Source organism: Vibrio sp. 1078-1, from assembly GCF_033340475.1.
Map to the genome: position 1 here is coordinate 780,108 of NZ_JAWOWM010000001.1, position 21,509 is coordinate 801,616.

Genomic DNA, 21,509 nt, shown 5'->3' on the forward strand with positions numbered 1-21,509 from the left:
GGTGTTGCTAATTGAGTATAGCGTTTATGTCTGCTTGCTTTTGAGTGTTTGAATACAACGCTCCTTAGCGGCATTCAACTCAGCCATAACGACGCTGATGTCGTTGAGTTGTTGTTGTAGGACAGCTTGTTTCTCTTCAATGATATTGAGCATTTTCAACAACTGTCCTTCGGTTTGTTGCATGTCGTAGAGCTCGAAAAGTTCACGAATTTCTGCCAACGAAAAACCGAGTCGTTTCCCTCTTAAAATCAGTTTGAGGCGAATTCTATCCCTGCGTTGATAAACGCGCATATTGCCTTTTCGCTCTGGTTCAATCAGACCCACGTCTTCATAAAACCGGATACTGCGAGTAGTAATATCAAACTCCTTGGCGAGGTCACTGATCTTGTATTTTTCCATAACATACTTACCTCGAATAAAAATCCAGTTTCTGGAAATCGAACCTTTAATGGGAAGGTCGAACATCAACTTTGAAATATAAACGCCTGCTTGGTGTGTTTTTTCATCTCATTGTAAAGGCTAGTGCTATGCTTACGTAAACGTCAAGAAATCGCGGAATGAAAGTTTGTTAGTGAAAAAGGCGATAAAGGCTGGTGTGGCGCTTGGTGAGTAATTCTATGTAGGGTGTCATCATTCTGCCAAGTGTTCACATATACCTTAAGGGAATGCGAATCATGGGAAAAGACATCTGGATTGTCAGCGCGAAAAGAACGCCAATTGGGCGCTTTCAAGGCAAGTTGCAAACTTACTCTGCTCCTCAATTAGGCGCACTGGCGATCAAGGCGGCAATGCACGAAGTGAATGTGACTTCGGTGGATGAAGTGTTCATGGGATGTGTGCTTCCAGCAGGGTGTGGACAAGCTCCTGCGAGGCAAGCATCTATGGGGGCCGATCTTCCTTTGGGTGTAGGGTGCACCACCATTAACAAAGTGTGTGGCTCTGGCATGAAGAGCGTCATGTTAGCGCACGATCTCATTAAAGCTGGAACGATTCGCTCAGCCATTGCTGGTGGTATGGAAAGTATGACCAATGCGCCGTATTTGCTGAGGGAGGCGAGAAAGGGAATGCGCATGGGGCACCAGTCTACGTATGACCACATGTTTCTCGATGGGCTACAAGATGCTTACGAAGGGCACTTAATGGGTGTTTATGCTCAGCAAGTCGCTGACAGGCTTAAGTTCACCAGAGAGCAAATGGATGAATGGGCCGTGATGTCGGCAAAACGTGCGTTGGAAGCTCAAGAGCGAGGCTTGTTTGCCGATGAACTTTCGCCGGTTTCACTCAATACCAAGTCAGAACAAGCGGTGCTGGACTACGATGAGCACCCACGCTCGATTGACCTTGGTAAAATTCCTCAACTCAAACCTGCATTCGATGAAAAAGGTACGGTGACCGCTGCTAATTCGAGTGCCATTTCAGATGGCGCGGCGGCTCTTGTGCTTATGGATGAAGACACTGCGCGTCATCAGGGGCTTAAACCACTTGCGATCATCAAGGCGCACTCTACACATGCCAGAAAACCTGCAGAATTTACTTTGGCACCCGTCTACGCAATTGAGCAACTGCTGTTCCAGCTAGATTGGTCAATTTATGAAGTGGACCTGTGGGAAATCAATGAAGCCTTTGCCGTTGTGACACAAATAGCGGTGGCGGAACTTGGACTAGATACGAGCAAAGTAAATATTAAAGGTGGAGCCTGTGCACTTGGGCATCCGATAGGGGCTAGTGGCGCACGAATTCTGGTGACATTGATTCACAGTTTGCGTCAGCTACAAGCGCTAGGCACCAATGGTGATCTCGAAGCCAAAAAAGTGATGCGGGGTGTTGCGTCACTTTGTATCGGTGGTGGAGAAGCCACGGCGATAGGCATTGAAATACCGCTTTAATTGAAATCAGAAAGGAGTAAATGATGACTCGTTTGGTTCCCTTGTTTATTGGTGGCGAGTTTCGTGAATCTCAAACATCGGATTGGGTTGAGGTAACCAATCCTGCCACTAATGATGTCATTGCGTACGTTCCATGTTCCACAGAGCACGAGATGGAAGCTGCCATTGATAATGCGAAAGAGACATTCCAATCCTGGAAGGAAGTGGCAGTATCCGAGCGTGCCAGAGTCATGCTTCGTTATCAGCACTTGCTCAAAGAGCATCATGATGAGCTTGCCACACTGCTTTCTCATGAAACGGGTAAGATTTTAGCGGATGCTAAAGGCGATGTATGGCGTGGTATCGAGGTGGTTGAGCAGGCGGCAAACATTGCTAGCAACATGATGGGCGAAACCGTCGAAAACGTTGCCACGGATATTGATAGTTACTCAATGATTCAGCCCCTAGGTGTGTGTTGCGGCATTACGCCATTTAACTTTCCTGCCATGATTCCGTTGTGGATGTTCCCAATCGCTATCGCTGCGGGCAATACATTTGTGCTTAAACCCTCCGAACAAGTGCCATTGACCTCTATTCGTTTAGCTGAATTATTTGAGCAAGCTGGCGCGCCGAAAGGAGTGTTGCAGATCGTTCATGGCCGCAAAGAGCAAGTCGACTTTCTTCTGGCTCATCCTGATATTCGAGCGGTGTCATTTGTTGGCTCGGTTCCCGTTGCCCGTTATATCTACACCACAGGGACTAAACATTTTAAACGGGTTCAAGCTTTTGCTGGTGCAAAGAATCACATGGTGATCATGCCTGATGCAAACAAAGATCAAGTGGTGAATAACCTAATCGGAGCCTCCGTAGGGGCTGCGGGGCAGCGTTGTATGGCAATTTCTGTTGCGGTATTTGTCGGCGATTCAAAACAATGGATTACAGACCTCAAACAGGCAATGGCGAAAGTACACCCAGGGCCTTGGGACGATGAGCAAGCTGCTTATGGCCCACTGATCAGTGAGCAAGCTAAACAACGCGTATTGGACCTAATTGAAGATGGCAAACAACAAGGCGCAGTGTGTGAACTCGATGGCAGTCAGTGTGAAGTGGAAGGCTTTCCCGATGGAAACTGGATTGGCCCAACCTTGTTTAGCGGTGTAACAGCGAACATGTCGATTTACACGCAAGAGATATTTGGCCCTGTCTTAGTTTGTATGGAAGTCGAAACGTTGCAAGAAGCTATTGAGTTAGTGAATCGCAACCCTTACGGCAACGGAACTTCTATATTTACCGCTAATGGCGCTGCTGCGAGAAAATATCAGCATGACATTCAAGTCGGTCAGGTTGGGATCAATGTGCCAATTCCAGTCCCTTTACCATTTTTCTCCTTTACTGGTTGGAGAGGCAGTTTCTATGGTGATTTACATGCGTATGGTAAACAAGCGGTACGTTTTTATACCGAGACTAAAACGGTGACGGCACGTTGGTTTGATGACGATATTCCGACGGGGCCCAATCTGACCATCCAACTGCGCTGAGTGAATAAAAGGAGCTTTTATGGACTTTGAACTTAATGAAGATCAACGTGCATTTGCTGATACCGCTCAGCAATTTGCCGATGAGTGTTTAGCACCGATGGCGGCGGAGTGGGATGAAAAGCAGATCTTCCCCAAAGACGTATTGAGAGAGGCGGGGGAACTGGGGTTTCTCAGTCTCTACACTCCAGAAGCGCAAGGTGGCCTAGGGCTGAGTCGCTTGGATGCTTCAATTATCTTTGAACAACTGGCCATGGGATGTACGTCCACTACGGCGTTTATGACGATTCACAACATGGTCAGTTGGATGATAGCCAGTTTTGCTACCGATGAAGCCAAAACGCAGTTCTGTCCGAAATTAGTTACGGGGGAGTGGTTAGGCTCCTATTGCTTAACCGAGCCTAATGCGGGATCGGATGCCGCTTCGTTGGCCACAACCGCGAGCAAAAAAGGTGATACTTACGTGTTGAATGGTGGCAAAACCTTTATCTCTGGCGCAGGAGAGACAGATGTTTTGGTCGTGATGGCGCGAACCGGAGAAGCGGGTGCCAAAGGCGTGTCCGCATTTGTTATTCCTGCTCACGCTGATGGTATCAGCTATGGGCGCAAAGAACCCAAAATGGGTTGGAACAGCCAACCAACACGAGCGGTTACTTTTGAAAATGTCGTTATTCCAGCTAGCCATTTACTGGGCGAAGAAGGGCAAGGTTTTGTCTTTGCGATGAAAGGGCTTGATGGAGGGCGTATAAATATTGCGACCTGTTCCGTCGGTACGGCTCAACAGGCCCTTGAGCAGGCGACACAATACATTCAGGAGCGTAAGCAGTTCGGCAAGTCGCTTGCGCAGTTTCAAGCCTTACAATTCAAATTGGCAGACATGGCAACAGAGCTAGTGGCTGCGCGGCAGTTAGTGCGCTATGCCGCCAGCAAACTCGACCGAAATGACCCCGATGCCAAGGCTTATTGCGCGATGGCAAAACGGTTCGCAACCGATGTGGGTTTCCAGGTTTGCGACCACGCGCTGCAGCTTTATGGCGGCTATGGTTACATCAAAGAGTATCCAATGGAGCGTCATTTCAGAGATGTGCGTGTGCATCAAATTCTGGAGGGAACGAACGAAATCATGCGCTTGATCATCGCACGTCGTTTGCTCTCTGAGGAGTCGGCCTTGCTGTAGCGAAGTATTGGATTTGCTCATTGAGAAAGGATTCAGATATGCCATTAACCCAAGAAGCCATTCAACATACGATCACTAATCACGTTGCGGTGGTGACGATGAACAACCCGCCAGCCAATACGTGGACAGCAGAGAGCCTCAAGGTACTGAAGTCGCTGATACTCACACTTAACAATGATAAGCAGGTCTACGCACTGGTTTTAACCGGCAGTGGAGAAAAGTTTTTCTCTGCTGGTGCAGATCTCAAGCTATTTTCTGACGGTGACAAAGCGGTTGCGTTAGACATGGCGCGATGCTTTGGTGAAGCCTTTGAAACGCTCTCGGAATTCCGTGGTGTTTCCATTGCCGCTATTAATGGTTACGCCATGGGTGGAGGTTTAGAAGTGGCATTAGCTTGTGATATTCGAGTCGTTGAAGAGCAAGCGGTACTTGCTTTACCTGAAGCCAAAGTCGGACTTTTGCCCTGCGCTGGCGGTACCCAAAACCTCACAGCGTTAGTAGGGGAAGGCTGGGCAAAGCGTATCATTTTATGTGGAGAGCAAGTCAGCGCTGACAAAGCAAAAGAACTAGGCCTAGTTGAGGAGTTGGTTCCCAAAGGTGAAGCTTTAAGTAAAGCGCTGGAACTTGCTGAATCTGTTGCGAACCAGTCACCATCTTCTGTCGCCGCATGTAAGGCGCTCATTCAAAATATGCGCTCTGCGCCACTTAAGCACGGCTTAATGAAAGAGCGAGAGTTGTTTCTGAATCTTTTTGATACGGAAGATCAAGTTGAGGGTGTTCGCGCCTTTTTAGAAAAACGCCCACCGCAATGGAAAAACCGATAGGAGGCCACATGGCAGGGATGGTAACCATTAGTGAAATAGAGTGCTTAGATGGCGTGCACCGCATTGGCATCGCAACGTTAGACAACACCGCTTCATTGAATGCATTGACGTATGACATGTTAGTCCAACTTAACGATCAGCTTATCAAGTGGCAAGATGATCCACATATGGCTTGTGTGGTACTGACTGGCGCTGGAGAAAAAGCATTCTGTGCTGGTGGTGATGTTCGAGCTATGTATCACGTCATGCATAACGAGAGTAAAGAAAAAATCGTAGAGTTCTGTACGAACTATTTCTCGTTGGAGTATGAGTGTGACTATCTCATCCACACTTACAACAAACCCATTATCGGTTGGGGAGAAGGTATTGTCATGGGCGGTGGGATGGGGCTTTTTATGGGAACCAGCCATAAAGTTGTGACAACAACATCACGCCTTGCTATGCCAGAAATCAATATCGGACTGTATCCTGATGTGGGAGGTACGTGGTTTTTAAGCCAGATAGATCCGCAAGTGGGTTTATTCCTCGGATTGACAGGTTCAATGGTTAATTCAAGTGACGCTGTCACTATTGGTTTGGCCGATTGGTTACTGTTGGAAGAGCAGTATCCCACCTTACTGGATGAGCTGAAGCGGCTCCAGTGGGGCAAAGAAGATGCGAAAGAGTTGGTAACTGCACTACTACAGTTAATGGAAGAACAAGTTATTGATAGCAAACCAACCACGCAAATTTGTCCATACTTAGATCAGATAGAGGAAGCGTGCAAAGGCTTTGATCTTAATACGATAGCACAGCGAATCATGGCTATCGACGGGAACAGTCAGTGGATAGAAAACGCGAAACAAACGTTCGCCGCAGGCAGTCCGATCACCGCGCATATTTGCTTCAGACAAGTGAAAGAGTACCACAGCTTACCGCTTGCAGATTGCTTCCGTTTAGAGTTGAGTTTGTCGGTTCGCAGTGCCTTATTAGGTGAGTTTAAAGAGGGCGTCCGTTCTCGGCTCATTGACCGGGATGGCGAGCCGAGCTGGATATTTAACAGTGTCAGTGAAGTCGATGAAGATGTTATCGATACTTTGTTTACCTCGCTTTGGTCAGATAACGAGCATCCGCTTGCTAATTTGGGTGAACAAACACTAGGTCAATAAGGAGAATGATCATGAGTACCATCGCATTTATCGGTTTAGGAAGGATGGGGCATCCTATGGCGCAAAACTTACTCGCGTCTGGATTTAACGTGCAAGTATTCGATGTCGATAGCGAAGCCGCAAAGCAACTAGTACCTTTTGGTGCGGTGGTGGCGAGCTCTATCGAAGAGGTAGTAGATGGTGCTAGCACAGTCATCACGATGCTACCAGCAGGGTCTCACGTTCGTTCCGTGTATCTTGGTGACTTACACGGTGGCGTAGGTGTCCTCAATCTTGTCTCGCCAAGTACCTTGATGATTGATTGTTCAACCATTGATCCGGACTCTGCGCGATTAGTCGCCAATGAAGCGGCAAATAAACGCGTGTTGTTTGTCGACGCGCCCGTTTCGGGGGGCGTTGCTGGCGCTAAAGCGGCGACATTAACCTTTATTGTTGGTGGTTCGGATCAAGCGTTTTCTAAAGCCAATGCGATTTTGCAGTATATGGGAAAAAATGTTTTCCATGCTGGCAAAGCAGGCGATGGTCAAATGGCAAAAATCTGTAACAACCTTATGCTCGGCATTTTAATGTCTGGTACGTGCGAGGCATTAAACCTAGGTATCGATCATGGACTCGATCCAAAAGTGCTATCAAACATCATGCTGCAAAGCTCTGGCCGAAATTGGGCATTGGAGCTTTACAATCCTTGCCCAGGCGTGATGGACAGTGCGCCAGCCAGTCACGATTACCAACCGGGCTTTATGAGCAAACTCATGCTAAAAGATCTCGGCTTGGGGTTAGATGCGGCGTTACAAACACATTCTTCGGTTCCGATGGGGTCGTTAGCGCGCAACTTATATTCTTTCCACAACGCGAGCGGCCACGGCGAGCTCGATTTCTCAAGCTTATTTGAGTTATACAAGAGTAAGAAAGGCTAGACCGAGTTTTGTGACAAACCAGCCCGAGATGGTGACGTAAAATGCGCATCATTTCGGCCAACTTAGACTGGTTGAGGTATAGAACATTACGAGCTATGGAGTGCACCAATATGGACATAAAAAGTAGTGTTATTGCCATTACAGGAGCAGGGCAGGGGCTTGGGCAAATGATGGCCATTACCCTTGCTCAAGCTGGCGCTGATTTAGCGTTATTGGATGTAAACGCCAGTGGCTTAATGGAAACACAAGAGCAGTGTCGAATGCTGAGTGCGAAAGCGTTGACATATCAAGTGGATGTCACCAACGAAATCGATGTTGAAACCACGTTTGAAGCGATTATCCAAGATTTTGGTCAACTCAATGGGTTAGTCAATAACGCTGGCGTGTTAAGAGATGGGTTACTTGTAAAAGCAAAAGATGGCGTGATCAGTAAGATGTCTTTAGATCAATTCAATTTGGTCATGAACGTTAACGTGACAGGAACATTTTTGTGTGGGCGTGAAGCTGCCGTCAAGATGATTGAGAGTGGCTCCCAAGGCGTTATCATCAATATTTCTAGTGTTGCGAGAGCAGGGAATATCGGACAAACCAATTATTCTGCGTCAAAAGCGGCGGTCGCGACCATGGCGACAACATGGGCCCGTGAGCTCGCAAGATACGGTATTCGCGCGGCGGCGGTTGCACCAGGTGTAGTTCATACCGCGATGGCAGAGCAAATGAAACCAGAAGCCATAGAGCGATTAGAAAAGATGATCCCAGTTGGCAGGATGGGCGAAACAAGCGAAATCGCGCATGCAGTAAAATACATTATTGAGAGTGATTACTTTACTGGCAGGGTTTTAGAAGTGGATGGCGGTATTCGTATGTAAGTGACCACTTAAATAAGGCTCTGATAGACCTGAATAATAAGTTTCTTTCCATTTCAACATTTTCTATGTTGTGGAGTGCTAATTCTGCGCAACCCAAATGTATTTACAACTTATGTTTGGATTTACCTTGAGAATGATTTCTCGCAATCCAATAAAGAGATGTAAATACCACTCAAATATTAAGTGAAATCATTAGTTTGATGCTGATCACACTTTTGGTTTTTTAGTTTCCGCTTCTCATTAAGGCTATCTGCGTAAATGAAGTTGATAGTCAGTCTCATCAATTTTAAGTTTCAACTATTTGTTTTTAAATAATTAATTGTTGAAGCACGAGAAATTCGTGTTGAGGTTAATATTCGATTTAAAGTGTGTAACTTCCATTAATGGAAGGTTAGTTTCCAGTTGTGGCTAATGAGCTTTAACTTTTTACTCCTCATAATGCGCCAAATGTAACATAGTGTTTCAAAGTGTAACAATAAACTCACACTAAGAGTGTGGTTTTGATCTCCACTCAATTCCGTTTTGTTTCGCTCTGAGCCCGACGTTACTCATGCTCAACACATAAACATTCTAATGACTATAACAACTGGTTCTTGGCTTGATACCAATCGTATCGTAGCAAATAACGGTTCATTCTAGCTGGTTAAATGCTTGATGACGAAGTTGAAAAATTGTAAGTAGAATAACTACTTATCGAAGTTTTTTCTTGTTCTCATACATTACCTCTGCGCTATTTGTGAGCTTTTATTTACTTTGATTGGCATCTGCTTTGAAACCAGACAACCATCGAGAAAGTTAATGGAAGCCTCAAGATATAAACGCATCTTGTCGAGGGGAAGTTTGGCGTCCGTCATACTTATGCTCTCAGGATGTAATTCAGCTTTACTTGACCCCAAAGGTGCCATTGGTGTGCAAGAAAAAGAGTTAATTATTACTGCTCTTTTGCTGATGTTGATCGTTGTAATCCCTGTGATTTTAATGACGATTTACTTCGCTTACCGATACCGCGCCTCTAACACTGAAGAAGAGTACGCACCCGAGTGGTCACACTCGACCAAAATCGAAGTGGTGGTATGGACAATTCCAATCATCATCATTGCGATTCTTGCGACGATCACATGGCGTTCAACTCATGAACTAGAGCCATCCAAACCTTTGGAAAGTGATGTTAAACCAATGACCATCGAAGTGGTGTCACTCGATTGGAAATGGTTGTTCATATATCCAGAAGAAAACATTGCGACGGTGAACTATGTGGCGTTCCCGAAAGACGTGCCAGTGCAGTTCAAACTGACTTCGGACAACATCATGAACGCGTTTTTCATCCCTCGCTTAGGTACACAGATCTACGCGATGCCAGGAATGGTAACCAAGCTCAACCTGATAGCGAACCACGAAGGTGACTACAAGGGTTTTGCATCGAACTACAGCGGCGAAGGCTTTTCGCAAATGAAGTTCACAGCTTCAGCAATGTCTGATCGTGCTGCGTTCCTAAATTGGGTGCAGAAAGTGAAGGCGAGCCCTGATCGTATTGAAGATTGGGAGCAATACAGCTCACTGGCAGCGCCAAGTATCGCAGAGCCAGTCACTTTGTTCTCTAGCGTTCCTCCGTTCTTGTTCACCGACGTTGTGACTCAGCATCCTGGTTCAATGAACTGTTTGCCTGAAAACCAAGGATAATCGTAATGTTTGGAAGATTAACTCTTGATTCAGTTCCATTCCACGAACCTATTATCGTCATCACCCTAGCGGTTGTGGCGCTGGTTGGTTTAGCCGTAGTTTACGCGGTGACCAAAGCCGGAAAGTGGCAATATTTGTGGAATGAATGGTTTACTTCAGTAGACCATAAAAAACTTGGCTTCATGTACATCGCAGTAGCGATGGTGATGCTTGTTCGTGGTTTTGCTGACGCAGTCATGATGCGTAGTCAGCAACTCCTTTCTTCTGCGGGTGAAGCAGGTTACTTGCCACCGCATCACTACGATCAAATTTTTACTGCCCACGGCGTGATCATGATCTTTTTTGTAGCGATGCCATTGGTCATTGGTTTGATGAACATCATCGTGCCATTGCAGATTGGTGCACGTGACGTGGCTTTCCCGTATCTGAATAACTTGAGCTTCTGGCTGTTTGTTGTTGGTGTCATCCTAACAAACATGTCTCTCGGCTTAGGTGAATTTGGTCGTACAGGTTGGCTAGCGTATCCGCCGCTTTCAGGTATTGAGGCAAGCCCAGGAGTCGGGGTCGACTATTGGATTTGGGCGCTGCAGATATCAGGTGTTGGTACGACGTTAACAGGCGTGAACTTCTTCGCGACCATTTTGCGTATGCGTACACCGTCTATGCCAATGATGAAGATGCCAGTTTTCACTTGGGCGTCTCTGTGTGCAAACATTTTGATCATCATTTCATTCCCAATCCTAACGGTGACTATCGCTCTGCTTACGCTGGATAGATACCTAGGCATGCACTTCTTTACCAATGATCTTGGCGGCAACGTAATGATGTACGTCAACCTGATTTGGGCTTGGGGTCACCCAGAAGTGTACATTTTGATCTTGCCAATTTTTGGTGTGTTCTCAGAAGTCACCGCAACCTTCTCACGTAAAAAGTTGTTCGGTTACACATCGCTAGTTTGGGCTACCGTAGTTATCACGATTCTTGCCTTTGTTGTTTGGCTACACCACTTCTTTACGATGGGGTCTGGCGCGAACGTAAATGCCTTCTTCGGTATTGCCACGATGATCATTTCTATCCCAACAGGGGTGAAGATCTTCAACTGGCTATTCACCATGTACAAAGGCCGCATCCGCTTTACGACGCCAATGATGTGGACGGTGGGTTTCCTGATCACCTTTACTGTTGGTGGTATGACGGGCGTACTAATGGCTGTTCCGGGTGCAGATTTCGTTCTGCATAACTCAGTATTCCTTATCGCTCACTTCCACAACGTTATCATCGGTGGTGTGGTGTTTGGATGTTTCGCTGCGATCACTTACTGGTTCCCGAAAGCGACCGGTTTCACCATGAATGAAACTTGGGGCAAACGTGCGTTCTATCTTTGGATTATTGGTTTCTTAATGGCGTTCCTACCGCTTTATGCGCTGGGCTTTATGGGGATGACTCGTCGTTTAAGCCAAGACATCAACCCAGAATACTTCCCACTGTTGTCGATTGCCGCAGCAGGTACGGTTGTGATTGCGCTGGGCGTATTGTCTCAGTTCATCCAAATTTACGTGAGTATCCGTGACCGCGAGCAAAATCGTGATTTAACTGGTGACCCGTGGGGTGGACGTACTCTTGAGTGGGCAACATCGTCTCCACCGCCGTTCTACAACTTTGCGCACCTACCAAAAGGTGATGTGCTGGATGCCTTCTGGTACCAGAAACAAAGTGGCGAGTTCGATCCAACTAAAGAAGTGGAATACGAACGTATTCATATGCCAAAAAACACGGCAACAGGCATCTACGTGTCGGCTTGGTCGCTCCTATTTGGCTTCGGCATGATTTGGTACATCTGGTGGCTAGCGGCGGCAAGTTTGGTCGGTATTATCGTGACGTGTATTCAGCATAGCTATAACGATGATGTGGATTACTACGTGGAAGTTGAAGAGATCAAAGCAATTGAGGCCGAACGTCGAGCTCAGCTTGAAGAAGCGAAGAAAAACTCAGTGAAAGACAGCGAAAGTAAAGATGATCTGGAGGTGACGTATGCAAACTAATATCGCAGCACATCACGACCATGATCACCACCATGACACGAATGGCAACAAGCTATTTGGCTTCTGGGTTTACCTGATGAGTGACTGTGTACTGTTTGCGACCTTGTTCGCGACATACGCTGTGCTGTCGAGCAATTCAATTGCGGGTCCAACAGGTAAAGACATTTTTGAACTCCCATTCGTGTTTGTCGAAACCATGCTGCTTCTGTTTAGCAGTATCACATTTGGTTTTGGCATTATCGCGATGAAGCGCAACAACGTTGCTGGTCTCAAACGTTGGATGTTAGTCACGTTCGCGCTTGGTCTTGGCTTTATCTGTATGGAGGTCTATGAGTTCCATCACCTGATTGAAGAAGGCTATGGGCCACAAACAAGTGCATTCCTATCGGCATTCTTTACGTTGGTTGGTACGCACGGCCTGCACGTAACCTTTGGTCTGATTTGGTTAGCGGTAGCGTATCATCAACTGTCGACGAAAGGTCTGAACGACAATATGGCAATGCGCTTTAACTGCTTAAGCCTATTCTGGCACTTTCTAGATATCGTTTGGATTTGTGTCTTTACCATCGTTTACTTACTGGGGGTAATGTAATGGATCAACATGTAGAAACCAGTTCGTCAGATTACGTGAAAGGCTTTATTGCCTCACTGATTCTGACGGTAATTCCGTTCTACTTTGTTTGGACGAAATCATTACCAGATACAACGACCTATGCGATTCTATTTGGATGTGCATTAGTGCAGATATTTGTTCACTTTAAATACTTCTTGCACATGGAAACAAAAACATCCGACGGACGTTGGAACCTTGTATCACTGATGTTTACCGCCATTGTTGTACTTATCCTTATCGCTGGCTCGGTATGGATCATCTACAACATGAACGTCAACATGAAGTTGTAGGTCAAGGTATGCTGAAAAGTTATTTGTCTATCACTAAACCGGGCATTATTTTCGGCAACCTGATTTCTGTTGCGGCGGGGTTCTTCCTCGCCGCAAAAACAGAACCAGCCAGTCTAATGCTGTTCGTTACGACGTTAGTTGGTGTTGGGTTAGTCATCGCTTCAGGTTGTGTGGTGAATAATATTTTCGATCGTGATATCGACCAAAAGATGGCACGTACACGAAATCGTGAAACAGTGAAAGGCAACATCAATATCGATATTGCGTTTGTTTATGCACTTGCTTTATTGCTGGTAGGAACCGCACTGTTATTTATCCGAGTGAACCCACTATCCGCTGTCGTCGTGTTGCTTGGCTACGTGTATTACGTGTTCTTTTACACGATGTGGTACAAACGTAACTCGGTGTATGGAACCTTAGTGGGAAGTATCTCAGGCGCAGTTCCGCCATTGGTGGGTTACTTAGCGGTAACAAACTTCATTAGCTTGGAAGCGATTTTACTCTTTACCATGTTCTGTCTCTGGCAAATGCCGCACTCGTATGCCATTGCCATGTTCCGCATGCAAGACTACCGAGAAGCCGGGATTCCCGTATTGCCAGTTAAAGAGGGCATTCATAAAGCTCATCGACACATGAAAGCGTATGTCGTGGCGTTTGGAGCAGCATCATTGGGGTTATTTTTACTAGGTGAAGCCGGGTATGAATACTTAGCGGTTGCAGCGGTTGTTTGCTTTATGTGGACGAAAGTGACCTTTCGCAGCATTGATGACAACAACTATATCGCTTGGTCAAAGTCGGTGTTTAAAGTCTCACTGCTAGTGGTGATGGGGATCAGTGGTGTGCTTGGTGTCGAGTTGATTCCTCTAGCTCTGTAACAACCAAACCTAAGCGTTTGCTAAGCGCCAATATCTTTTGCTGCTGAATGCATGAATGGCCTTACCTAGAAGTAAGGTCATTTAACTTTCTATTGTTCTTTATTTTCCCTGTTTTTCCTGCTCCTCCTCTAGCTTCACTATCACGTATTCATATCTAAAAGCAAAAACAACCAGTGTGTAAAACATAGTGAAGCACGTTTTCGCTGACGCGTAATAATGCCAAGAGATAGTGACTATTAAGCTAAAAAGTATAAACAGCGCAATAACTCTATTCGCCATATGAAAATTCAATATCGATAGTTTGTAATGTAAACATTTGGGGAGAGTGCTAGTTCCCATAGCAGCATACAAACTAACAATGTGAATGTTTGAGTTGAATCACCAGCTAGCGAAATACAAAAGTTTTACGACTGAAAGTGGGTAAGGAAGCACCTTAGCTCCAGTGAAATGAACACGATTAAGAATCATCCTTTTACATAATCTAAAAACTCACCAAACCTTAACCCAGATTAAAGTTTTGTCGTCTCCGAGGCATTAAGGTGCGCCTGTAGTTTGCAGGTCTCAAGGATTCAGAGAAGGAACAGCCATACATCGTGTATCGCTGTTCCTTTTTCGTTCTTGTTTACTTGCGAAAAGATAAAACATAAAGACAACTTTAAGAGGACTGGTTTTGAGCATTTTGTTTTCCGAAGCCCGAATTGGCAACATGACCCTAAAGAACCGTTTTGTGAGAAGCGCAACGTGGGAGAACATGGCGACCGAAGATGGTCACATGACGGCAAAGCTTTACGATATTTACGAAACACTTGCGAAAGGGGAGGTTGGGCTTATTGTCACGGGTTATGCCAATATCGTTGAAGAAGAGAAACCCAACGCAGGTATGATGGGGATCTACAACCACTCTTTTATTGAAGAATACAAAAAGCTAACAGAGCTAGTACATCAACAAGATTCTAAAATCGTGATGCAAATTGCTTACGGTGGCACCAAAACCACCCATAACGTCGGTGAGCGTGTCATCTTCGCTCCGAGTGACGTGCCTGAGCGTGGTACAAATACGCAAGGCAAAGCGATGACAAAGGACGAAATCGACTACATCGTAAAGGCATTCGCATTGGCGAGTAAACGTGCTCAAGACGCTGGTTTTGACGGCGTAGAGATTCATGCGGCGCACACTTATTTAATTAACCAGTTTTTAAGCCCGTACTATAATCGTCGCGAAGACGAATATGGTGGTGACTTAGAAAATCGCATGCGCTTTCTTTTAGAAATTTACTCTGAAACCAGAAAGCTGGTTGGAAGCGAATTTCCGATCCTCGTTAAACTGACGGCAACAGAGTTCTTTGACGGCGGTTTAACGTTCGATGAAACTCGCGTCGTCTGTAAGAAACTTGAAGAAGTAGGCGTTGATGCGATCATCGTATCTGGCAATGTTCACGGCAAAGCAAACGAACTTGTTGGTCAAACGTTCGATGGTTACAGACTACAAGAAGAAGGTTACTTTCACGAATATGGTCACGTGATCAGTCAGGACGTTAGCATACCGGTGATTACTGTCGGCGGGCTGAGCGACATTGATGCGATTGAGAAAATTGCAGAAAACACAGATATCCAATTTTTTGCTGTGTCACGCCCTTTATTGGCTGAGCCGCAGTTGATCAAACGTTGGAAAGAAGGCAATCGCGCACCAGTAGATTGCGAACGTTGCTCAAAGTGTCGTACCAAGCGTGGTAACTTTTGCGTGGTGTATAAGAACCGAAATCGTCGCAAAAAATAGAACGAAGCGAATACACAAATACAAATTAGCCTCCACTCTGAATATGGAGGCTTTTAATTATCCGCATGTTAATCGAACCATTATTTATCTTCTTTTTGATAGTTTAAATAATGCACACAAAGATCGTGAAATGCTTTAGCTTGAGGCGAGATCGTGCGATCGGTTAACGTAAATATACCAATTTGCCTTTCAAGTGGTGGATCGATAAGCGGAATCCAAACCAAGCGTGTTTCATTGGTTGGGAAAGCAAGCTTCGGTAGGGTCGTGACACCAATCCCAAGTTCTAAGACAGAAAACAGCGAAGTAATATTTTCGACCGAATAGAGCGCTTGCTGACTCAGAGCTCTTGCTGGGGTTGGATCGAGAAGTGTACAAGTGCCGTTACGGATAAAGGGTTGTTCCAACAAAGTTTGCCACTCGATTCCTTCAGGATGACTCGCAATAGGGTTGTCCTTTAAACACACCACGCCTATTGGATCGGCTAACAGCGGCGTAAAGTCAATGCCCCCCTCATCGAGGTGAGAGGGGTTACCGAGCGCTAAGTCGACCTCACCGGAGAGTAGGCGAGCCTCGACGCCAGCGGCATTATCGTCTATCAAGCTTACTTCTACATTTGGATACTGTTCGCAAAAGGCGCCCAACACGCTAGGAATGAGCTTCGCTGCAACAGAAGGAACGCTCGCAATTCGCACTCTCCCTTGCTGTCCGGCAGCGGCTGCTTTGAGATCGTTGTCTAGTGCACTGTAGATATTGAGAAACTGAACCACTTTGGGAAGACAAATTTCACCAAACGGGGTCAATTTGGTTTTGTTTCCGGGTTCAAACAGCGTTTGCCCTAGAATTTTTTCAAGCTCTTTTATCGATGTTGACAGTGCCGCCTGAGAACGATTTGCACGATGTGAAGCGGCTCGAAAGCCTCCTTCCTCGACTACCATCACAAAATGCATTAATTGTTGAAGCTTAATACTCATCCCTAATGCCTCTTAATCCCTTTATTTACGTTATTTTAAACAGAGTGATAAGTTTAATTTATCAAATGTCAAAAATTTACCGTTAGATTTATCGCTTGTCAATGTGCATCATTTAACCATATTGAAACAAAGCTGTTACAAAGGTTGAAAGGCACGTGAATACTCCTACTAAAAAACACCCAGTTAAAACCAGTCTATTTGCTTCTAAAGCGCCGCTTGAATGGGCGATAGTCAACAACGGAACCCTGTATACGGCTCAAATTCCTATTGATGACACAGGCGCGGTTGTGGAAGGCGGTATCGAAGCACAAACACGTCAAACCTTTAACAATCTCATTCACACCCTGGAGTGTGCAGGGGAGTCTTTGGACTCGGTGTTGCAGGTCCTGATTTATGTGACTGACAGAGAATACTTAAAGACCGTTAACCAAGTGTACGCGGAATATTTTGAAGCGCCGTACCCAAATCGCGCCGCCATGGTGGTTGCAGGGTTAGCGCGAGAAGAGATGTTGGTGGAGTTTGTTGTCTACGCGTCGGCAAGCAAACCAGAATAAATCCAATAAGAACAATTAGAGATCAGTGAGTGGGTGGCTTGCCATCACAAATCGGAAGAACAAGGAAAGAACCATGACTTTTATTAACAATGTTCAAGCAGAAAAATCCCTCTATATAGCAGGTGAATGGCAATCGGGCATGGACACCATCGCCAATATTAACCCTTCTGATATCAGCGAAAACATTGGCGATTTCGCACAAGCGAGTGTGTCGCAAGTAGAGCAAGCGATTCAAGCGGCTAAATCAGCGCAGCCAGAGTGGGAAAAAACACCAATCGAGCGCAAGCAAGCAGTGCTACAAGCGATTGGTGATGAGCTCATTGCACGATGTGACGAATTGGGCACCTTGCTTTCGCGTGAAGAAGGTAAGCCATTTGCTGAAGGTCGAGGTGAGATTTACCGTGCTGGCCAATTCTTCCAATACTTTGCTGCTGAGGTTCTGCGTCAAATTGGCGATAGCGCTGCTTCCGTCCGTCCAGGTGTCTCCGTTGAAGTTACTCGCGAAGCCGTCGGCGTTATCGCCATTATCTCTCCTTGGAACTTCCCAACAGCAACAGCGGCTTGGAAAATCGCGCCAGCACTTGCGTTTGGCAACAGCGTCGTCTGGAAGCCTGCCAACCTAACCCCAGCAAGTGCCGTTGCGCTGACAGAGATTATCCATCGCCAAGGTTTACCTGCTGGCACGTTTAACCTCGTTTTGGGTAGCGGTTCGCAAGTAGGTAATACCCTTATCAATTCGAAGGATGTGAACGGCGTGAGCTTCACTGGTTCTGTGGACACAGGCCGTAAAGTTGCAGCGGCAACGGCACCAAATTTTGTGCGTTGTCAGCTAGAGATGGGTAGCAAAAATGCGCTCGTAGTCGCAGATGATGCAGACATTCAGATTGCTGTCGAAGCAACAATCGCAGGCTCATTCTCGGGTGCAGGTCAAAAGTGCACCGCGTCTTCTCGTCTTGTCGTTATGGACGGAGTTCACGACGCGTATGTTGAAGCGCTAATCAAACGCATGAGCGAACTTAAAGTGGGTCACGCTCTAGAAGAGGGCGTGTTCATGGGCCCTGTTGTTGATGGTAACCAGCTGAATGCGAACTTTGAGTGGATCGAAAACGCACGCCAAGCAGGCGCGGAGCTGGCTTTCGGTGGTGAGCGTCTGAGCCTAGAGCATGACGGTTACTACATGTCACCAACTCTGTTTTTAAATACACAGAATGGCTGGGAAGTGAACCAAGAAGAAGTCTTTGCGCCAATGGCGAGCGTGATTCGCGTTTCTGATCTGGATGAGGCAATTGCAGTCGCGAACGATACGCGCTTTGGCCTGACAGGCGGCATTATCACGCAAAGCTTGCGTAATAGCGCGATCTTCAAACAGCAAGTCCAAACGGGCTGCGTCATGGTTAACTTGCCAACTGCGGGTACAGATTATCACGTTCCATTTGGTGGCCGTAAAGAGTCTAGCTTTGGTCCTCGTGAGCAAGGTCAGTACGCCAAAGAGTTCTACACCGTAGTGAAAACCGCTTATCAGCGTCCTTACTAAGATCGGCAGGGTAACTGATGGTGTCAGTTACCCGCACGAAAAGGCTAAGAAATTGTTTAAGGAGTGGTTATGTACCAACAACGGATTGTGATTGACGGATTGCAGTACTGCAATTGGGATCGAGAGTATTTCCAAACGCTTAAGGCGAGTGGCATTACCGCCGTTCATGCCACCATCGTCTACCACGAAACTGCGCGCGAAACCTTGACGCGTTTTGCTGAGTGGAACTTGCGCTTCGAGCAAAATGCAGACCTCATCATGCCTATTTATTCAATGGCAGATGTAGAAAAAGCCAAAGCAGAAGGCAAAGTCGGCATCTTCTTCGGCGCGCAAAATTGCTCACCAATCGATGATGAAATTGGCCTGATTGAAGTGATGCGCCGTCAAGGTCTGCTGATCATGCAACTGACCTACAACAACCAAAGCTTACTGGCGACAGGTTGTTACGAACAAAATGATTCCGGCGTAACTCGCTTTGGTAAGCAAGCGATTGAAGAGATGAACCGAGTCGGGATGATCATTGATATGTCCCACAGCGCAGAGCGTTCAACGTTGGAAGCTATCGAGCTCTCTTCGCGTCCAATTTGTATCAGCCATGCTAACCCGACGTTTGCGCATGACGCACTGCGCAACAAGTCCAACACCGTGATCAAAGCACTGACGGAGCGCGGTGGTTTGATTGGATTCAGTTTATATCCGTTCCATTTACCAAATGGCAGCCAGTGCACGCTGGATGATTTCTGCCAGATGGTTGCGAAAACCGCAGACATGTTTGGCGTCGACCATTTAGGCATCGGTAGTGATCTGTGCTTAAACCAACCGCAACAAGTATTGGAATGGATGCGCAACGGGCGTTGGTCAAAAGCGATGGATTACGGCGAAGGTTCAGCAAGTAACTCGGGATGGCCAGATGCGCTGCCATGGTTCTGCGGCAGCGCAGGGATGGAGAACATCTACAACGGATTAATGGGTCACGGATTCAGTGAATCTGAGGCTGGAAAAATATTGGGTGAAAACTGGTTCAACTTCCTTAAAGAAGGATTAGAGCCTATTTCATAGCATTCCCCAAAGTAGGAACCGCCTGCCCACATAATAACAATACGGCAGGCGTAAAACTCACATTTGTAGCCAGTCTTTGGCTGCTGCAAAGAACCTCTGGAGCCAGAGTATGTCTGATTTAACCAATAGCATGAAAGCTTCCACGATGAGCGTGTCATCGGGCAAGTCAAAAGTAAAACACAACACATCAACAACAGAAAACACGATGGACAAATTAGGACTGAATAACCCGGCCTTTTGGTATAGCGGTGGTTTCATCGCGTTGTTCGTTGCTATTGCACTTTATGACGGCGAGCTGTTATCTACGATCGTTAACGCCGGTTTTAGCTGGGCAGTTCAGGTGTTTGGTCCATACTGGCAGTTACTGCTGCTTCTCACTTTTCTTATTGGTCTTGGCTTGGCTGCAGGGCGAACAGGCAAGGTGATGTTGGGCGGGATTGCAAAACCAGAAATGGATTCTTTCCGCTGGATGGCGATTATTTTCTGTACCTTATTGGCTGGTGGTGGTGTTTTCTGGGCCGCGGCTGAGCCTATCGCGCATTACGTTAGCCCACCCCCTTTGTACGGCGCGCAAGATAACCCGCAGCAAGGTGCGGTGAATGCGTTGTCGCAATCCTTTATGCACTGGGGCTTTCTGGCTTGGGCGATTGTAGGTAGCTTAACTTCCATCGTGGTGATGCACCTGCATTACGACAAAGGTTTACCACTAAAACCCCGTATTTTGCTTTACCCAGTTTTGGGCGAACGAGCACTTAAAGGCCAACTCGGTGCATTGATTGACGCGTGCTGCATTATCGCGGTAGCCGCGGGCACCATCGGACCAATTGGGTTTTTAGGCTTGCAGGTTAGCTACGCGTTAAATGCGCTGTTTGATATTCCTGATGGCTTTACCACTCAGCTTATCATCATCTTGTTTGCGATTGCGCTTTACACCTTGTCAGCACTCAGTGGATTAAGCCGAGGCATGCAACTGCTTAGTCGTTACAACGTGATTCTGGCAATGGCATTGATGGTTTACATCCTGTTTTTTGGTCCGACAAATTTTATCTTTAACGGATACATTCAAGGTGTAGGAAGCATGTTGGATAACTTTATCCCAATGGCGACCTATCGCGGTGACGAAGGTTGGCTAAGTTGGTGGACAGTATTTTTCTGGGGCTGGTTCCTGGGTTATGGTCCGATGATGGCAATCTTTATTGCACGTATTTCCCGTGGTCGAACTATTCGCCAAGTTATTTCCACCATCAGTATTGTGGCTCCGTTAACCACCTGTTTTTGGTTCACGATTGTGGGCGGCTCAGGCCTTGCGTTTGAAATTGCTGAACCGGGTAGCGTGAGTGCGGCGTTTGAGGGCTTTAACTTGCCAGGTGCTTTGCTTGCAGTGACTCAGCAACTACCAATGCCAATGCTGACTTCAATTCTATTTCTGATTTTAACCACGATCTTCATCGTCACGACGGGCGACTCAATGACCTACACAATCAGTGTCGTGATCAGTGGTGAAACGGAGCCGAATGCGATCATCCGTACCTTCTGGGGAGTAATGATGGGTGTGACGGCATTGATCCTAATTTCCCTTGGCTCTGGCGGCATCTCTGCTCTGCAATCTTTCATTGTTATTACTGCGGTTCCGGTTTCGTTGATTCTGTTACCGTCACTTTGGAATGCGCCACAAATTGCAATCAAAATGGCGAAAGAGCAAGGGCTATAACAATTATCCAATTCAAACAACGTGGAGCTTGTGCGGGTGTTTTCCTCCTGCATCCGCACAAACCCTAG

19 protein-coding genes are annotated in these 21,509 nt (G+C 46.5%); 17 read left to right on the forward strand and 2 right to left on the reverse strand.

What is annotated here, in order from left to right:
• Nucleotides 1-24 precede the first annotated feature (24 nt).
• On the reverse strand, nt 25-399 hold the full coding sequence (locus R7190_RS03435) for a MerR family transcriptional regulator (RefSeq protein WP_017821195.1): 375 nt from the start codon (nt 397-399) through the stop codon (nt 25-27).
• 275 nt (nt 400-674) lie between these two features.
• Here R7190_RS03435 and R7190_RS03440 point away from each other — a divergent pair, with 275 nt between their 5' ends.
• The 13 genes from R7190_RS03440 to R7190_RS03500 all read left to right on the forward strand — a co-directional run bounded on the left by R7190_RS03440 (nt 675) and on the right by R7190_RS03500 (nt 15,612).
• Entirely contained in the window at nt 675-1,886 is a 1,212-nt protein-coding gene (locus R7190_RS03440; protein WP_017821196.1) for an acetyl-CoA C-acyltransferase, read from the forward strand.
• Between the two features lie 23 nt (nt 1,887-1,909).
• On the forward strand, nt 1,910-3,403 hold the full coding sequence (locus R7190_RS03445; RefSeq protein WP_064354633.1) for a CoA-acylating methylmalonate-semialdehyde dehydrogenase: 1,494 nt from the start codon (nt 1,910-1,912) through the stop codon (nt 3,401-3,403).
• A gap of 19 nt (nt 3,404-3,422) precedes the next feature.
• A complete protein-coding gene (locus R7190_RS03450; protein WP_186585217.1) occupies nt 3,423-4,577 on the forward strand; it encodes an acyl-CoA dehydrogenase family protein in 1,155 nt (384 codons plus the stop codon).
• A gap of 38 nt (nt 4,578-4,615) precedes the next feature.
• Nucleotides 4,616-5,401, forward strand: coding sequence for an enoyl-CoA hydratase (locus R7190_RS03455; RefSeq protein ID WP_145472032.1), 786 nt, complete (start codon nt 4,616-4,618; stop codon nt 5,399-5,401).
• A gap of 8 nt (nt 5,402-5,409) precedes the next feature.
• Nucleotides 5,410-6,549, forward strand: a complete 1,140-nt coding sequence (locus R7190_RS03460) for an enoyl-CoA hydratase/isomerase family protein (RefSeq protein ID WP_186585218.1) — start codon at nt 5,410-5,412, stop codon at nt 6,547-6,549.
• Between the two features lie 11 nt (nt 6,550-6,560).
• Nucleotides 6,561-7,466: a 3-hydroxyisobutyrate dehydrogenase gene (mmsB, locus tag R7190_RS03465; protein WP_005375775.1), complete on the forward strand. Its 906-nt coding sequence runs from the start codon at nt 6,561-6,563 to the stop codon at nt 7,464-7,466.
• Nucleotides 7,467-7,576: 110 nt separating this feature from the next.
• Complete coding sequence (locus R7190_RS03470; RefSeq protein ID WP_005375778.1) at nt 7,577-8,335, forward strand: SDR family oxidoreductase; 759 nt, start codon at nt 7,577-7,579, stop codon at nt 8,333-8,335.
• 798 nt (nt 8,336-9,133) lie between these two features.
• Entirely contained in the window at nt 9,134-10,015 is an 882-nt protein-coding gene (gene cyoA, locus R7190_RS03475; protein WP_005388604.1) for a ubiquinol oxidase subunit II, read from the forward strand.
• A 5-nt stretch (nt 10,016-10,020) separates the two neighbouring features.
• Complete coding sequence (gene cyoB / locus R7190_RS03480; RefSeq protein WP_005375781.1) at nt 10,021-12,057, forward strand: cytochrome o ubiquinol oxidase subunit I; 2,037 nt, start codon at nt 10,021-10,023, stop codon at nt 12,055-12,057.
• Entirely contained in the window at nt 12,047-12,649 is a 603-nt protein-coding gene (gene cyoC / locus R7190_RS03485) for a cytochrome o ubiquinol oxidase subunit III (protein WP_005375782.1), read from the forward strand. The genes cyoB and cyoC overlap by 11 nt, the downstream gene beginning before the upstream one ends.
• Nucleotides 12,649-12,960 carry a cytochrome o ubiquinol oxidase subunit IV gene (cyoD, locus tag R7190_RS03490; RefSeq protein ID WP_005375783.1) on the forward strand — a complete coding sequence of 104 codons (312 nt, stop codon included), beginning with the start codon at nt 12,649-12,651 and terminating at the stop codon, nt 12,958-12,960. Before cyoC ends, cyoD begins: the two co-directional genes overlap by 1 nt.
• Nucleotides 12,921-13,835 (forward strand): heme o synthase, encoded by a 915-nt coding sequence (cyoE, locus tag R7190_RS03495; RefSeq protein WP_033906955.1) that lies wholly within the window; start codon nt 12,921-12,923, stop codon nt 13,833-13,835. Before cyoD ends, cyoE begins: the two co-directional genes overlap by 40 nt.
• 670 nt (nt 13,836-14,505) lie before the next feature.
• Entirely contained in the window at nt 14,506-15,612 is a 1,107-nt protein-coding gene (locus tag R7190_RS03500) for an NADH:flavin oxidoreductase (protein WP_186585219.1), read from the forward strand.
• Nucleotides 15,613-15,692: 80 nt separating this feature from the next.
• Here the strand turns inward: R7190_RS03500 and R7190_RS03505 are convergent, their stop codons facing one another.
• On the reverse strand, nt 15,693-16,583 hold the full coding sequence (locus R7190_RS03505; protein WP_005375788.1) for a LysR family transcriptional regulator: 891 nt from the start codon (nt 16,581-16,583) through the stop codon (nt 15,693-15,695).
• Between the two features lie 155 nt (nt 16,584-16,738).
• Here R7190_RS03505 and R7190_RS03510 point away from each other — a divergent pair, with 155 nt between their 5' ends.
• The 4 genes from R7190_RS03510 to R7190_RS03525 all read left to right on the forward strand — a co-directional run bounded on the left by R7190_RS03510 (nt 16,739) and on the right by R7190_RS03525 (nt 21,441).
• The gene (locus R7190_RS03510) at nt 16,739-17,137 is read left to right on the forward strand and encodes a RidA family protein (protein ID WP_182016142.1); all 399 of its coding nucleotides are present in this window, start codon (nt 16,739-16,741) and stop codon (nt 17,135-17,137) included.
• Between the two features lie 73 nt (nt 17,138-17,210).
• Entirely contained in the window at nt 17,211-18,671 is a 1,461-nt protein-coding gene (locus R7190_RS03515; RefSeq protein WP_031781215.1) for an aldehyde dehydrogenase family protein, read from the forward strand.
• Between the two features lie 69 nt (nt 18,672-18,740).
• Nucleotides 18,741-19,730, forward strand: coding sequence for a membrane dipeptidase (locus R7190_RS03520; protein ID WP_053303711.1), 990 nt, complete (start codon nt 18,741-18,743; stop codon nt 19,728-19,730).
• Between the two features lie 109 nt (nt 19,731-19,839).
• Nucleotides 19,840-21,441: a BCCT family transporter gene (locus R7190_RS03525; protein WP_005375792.1), complete on the forward strand. Its 1,602-nt coding sequence runs from the start codon at nt 19,840-19,842 to the stop codon at nt 21,439-21,441.
• Nucleotides 21,442-21,509: the final 68 nt, after the last annotated feature.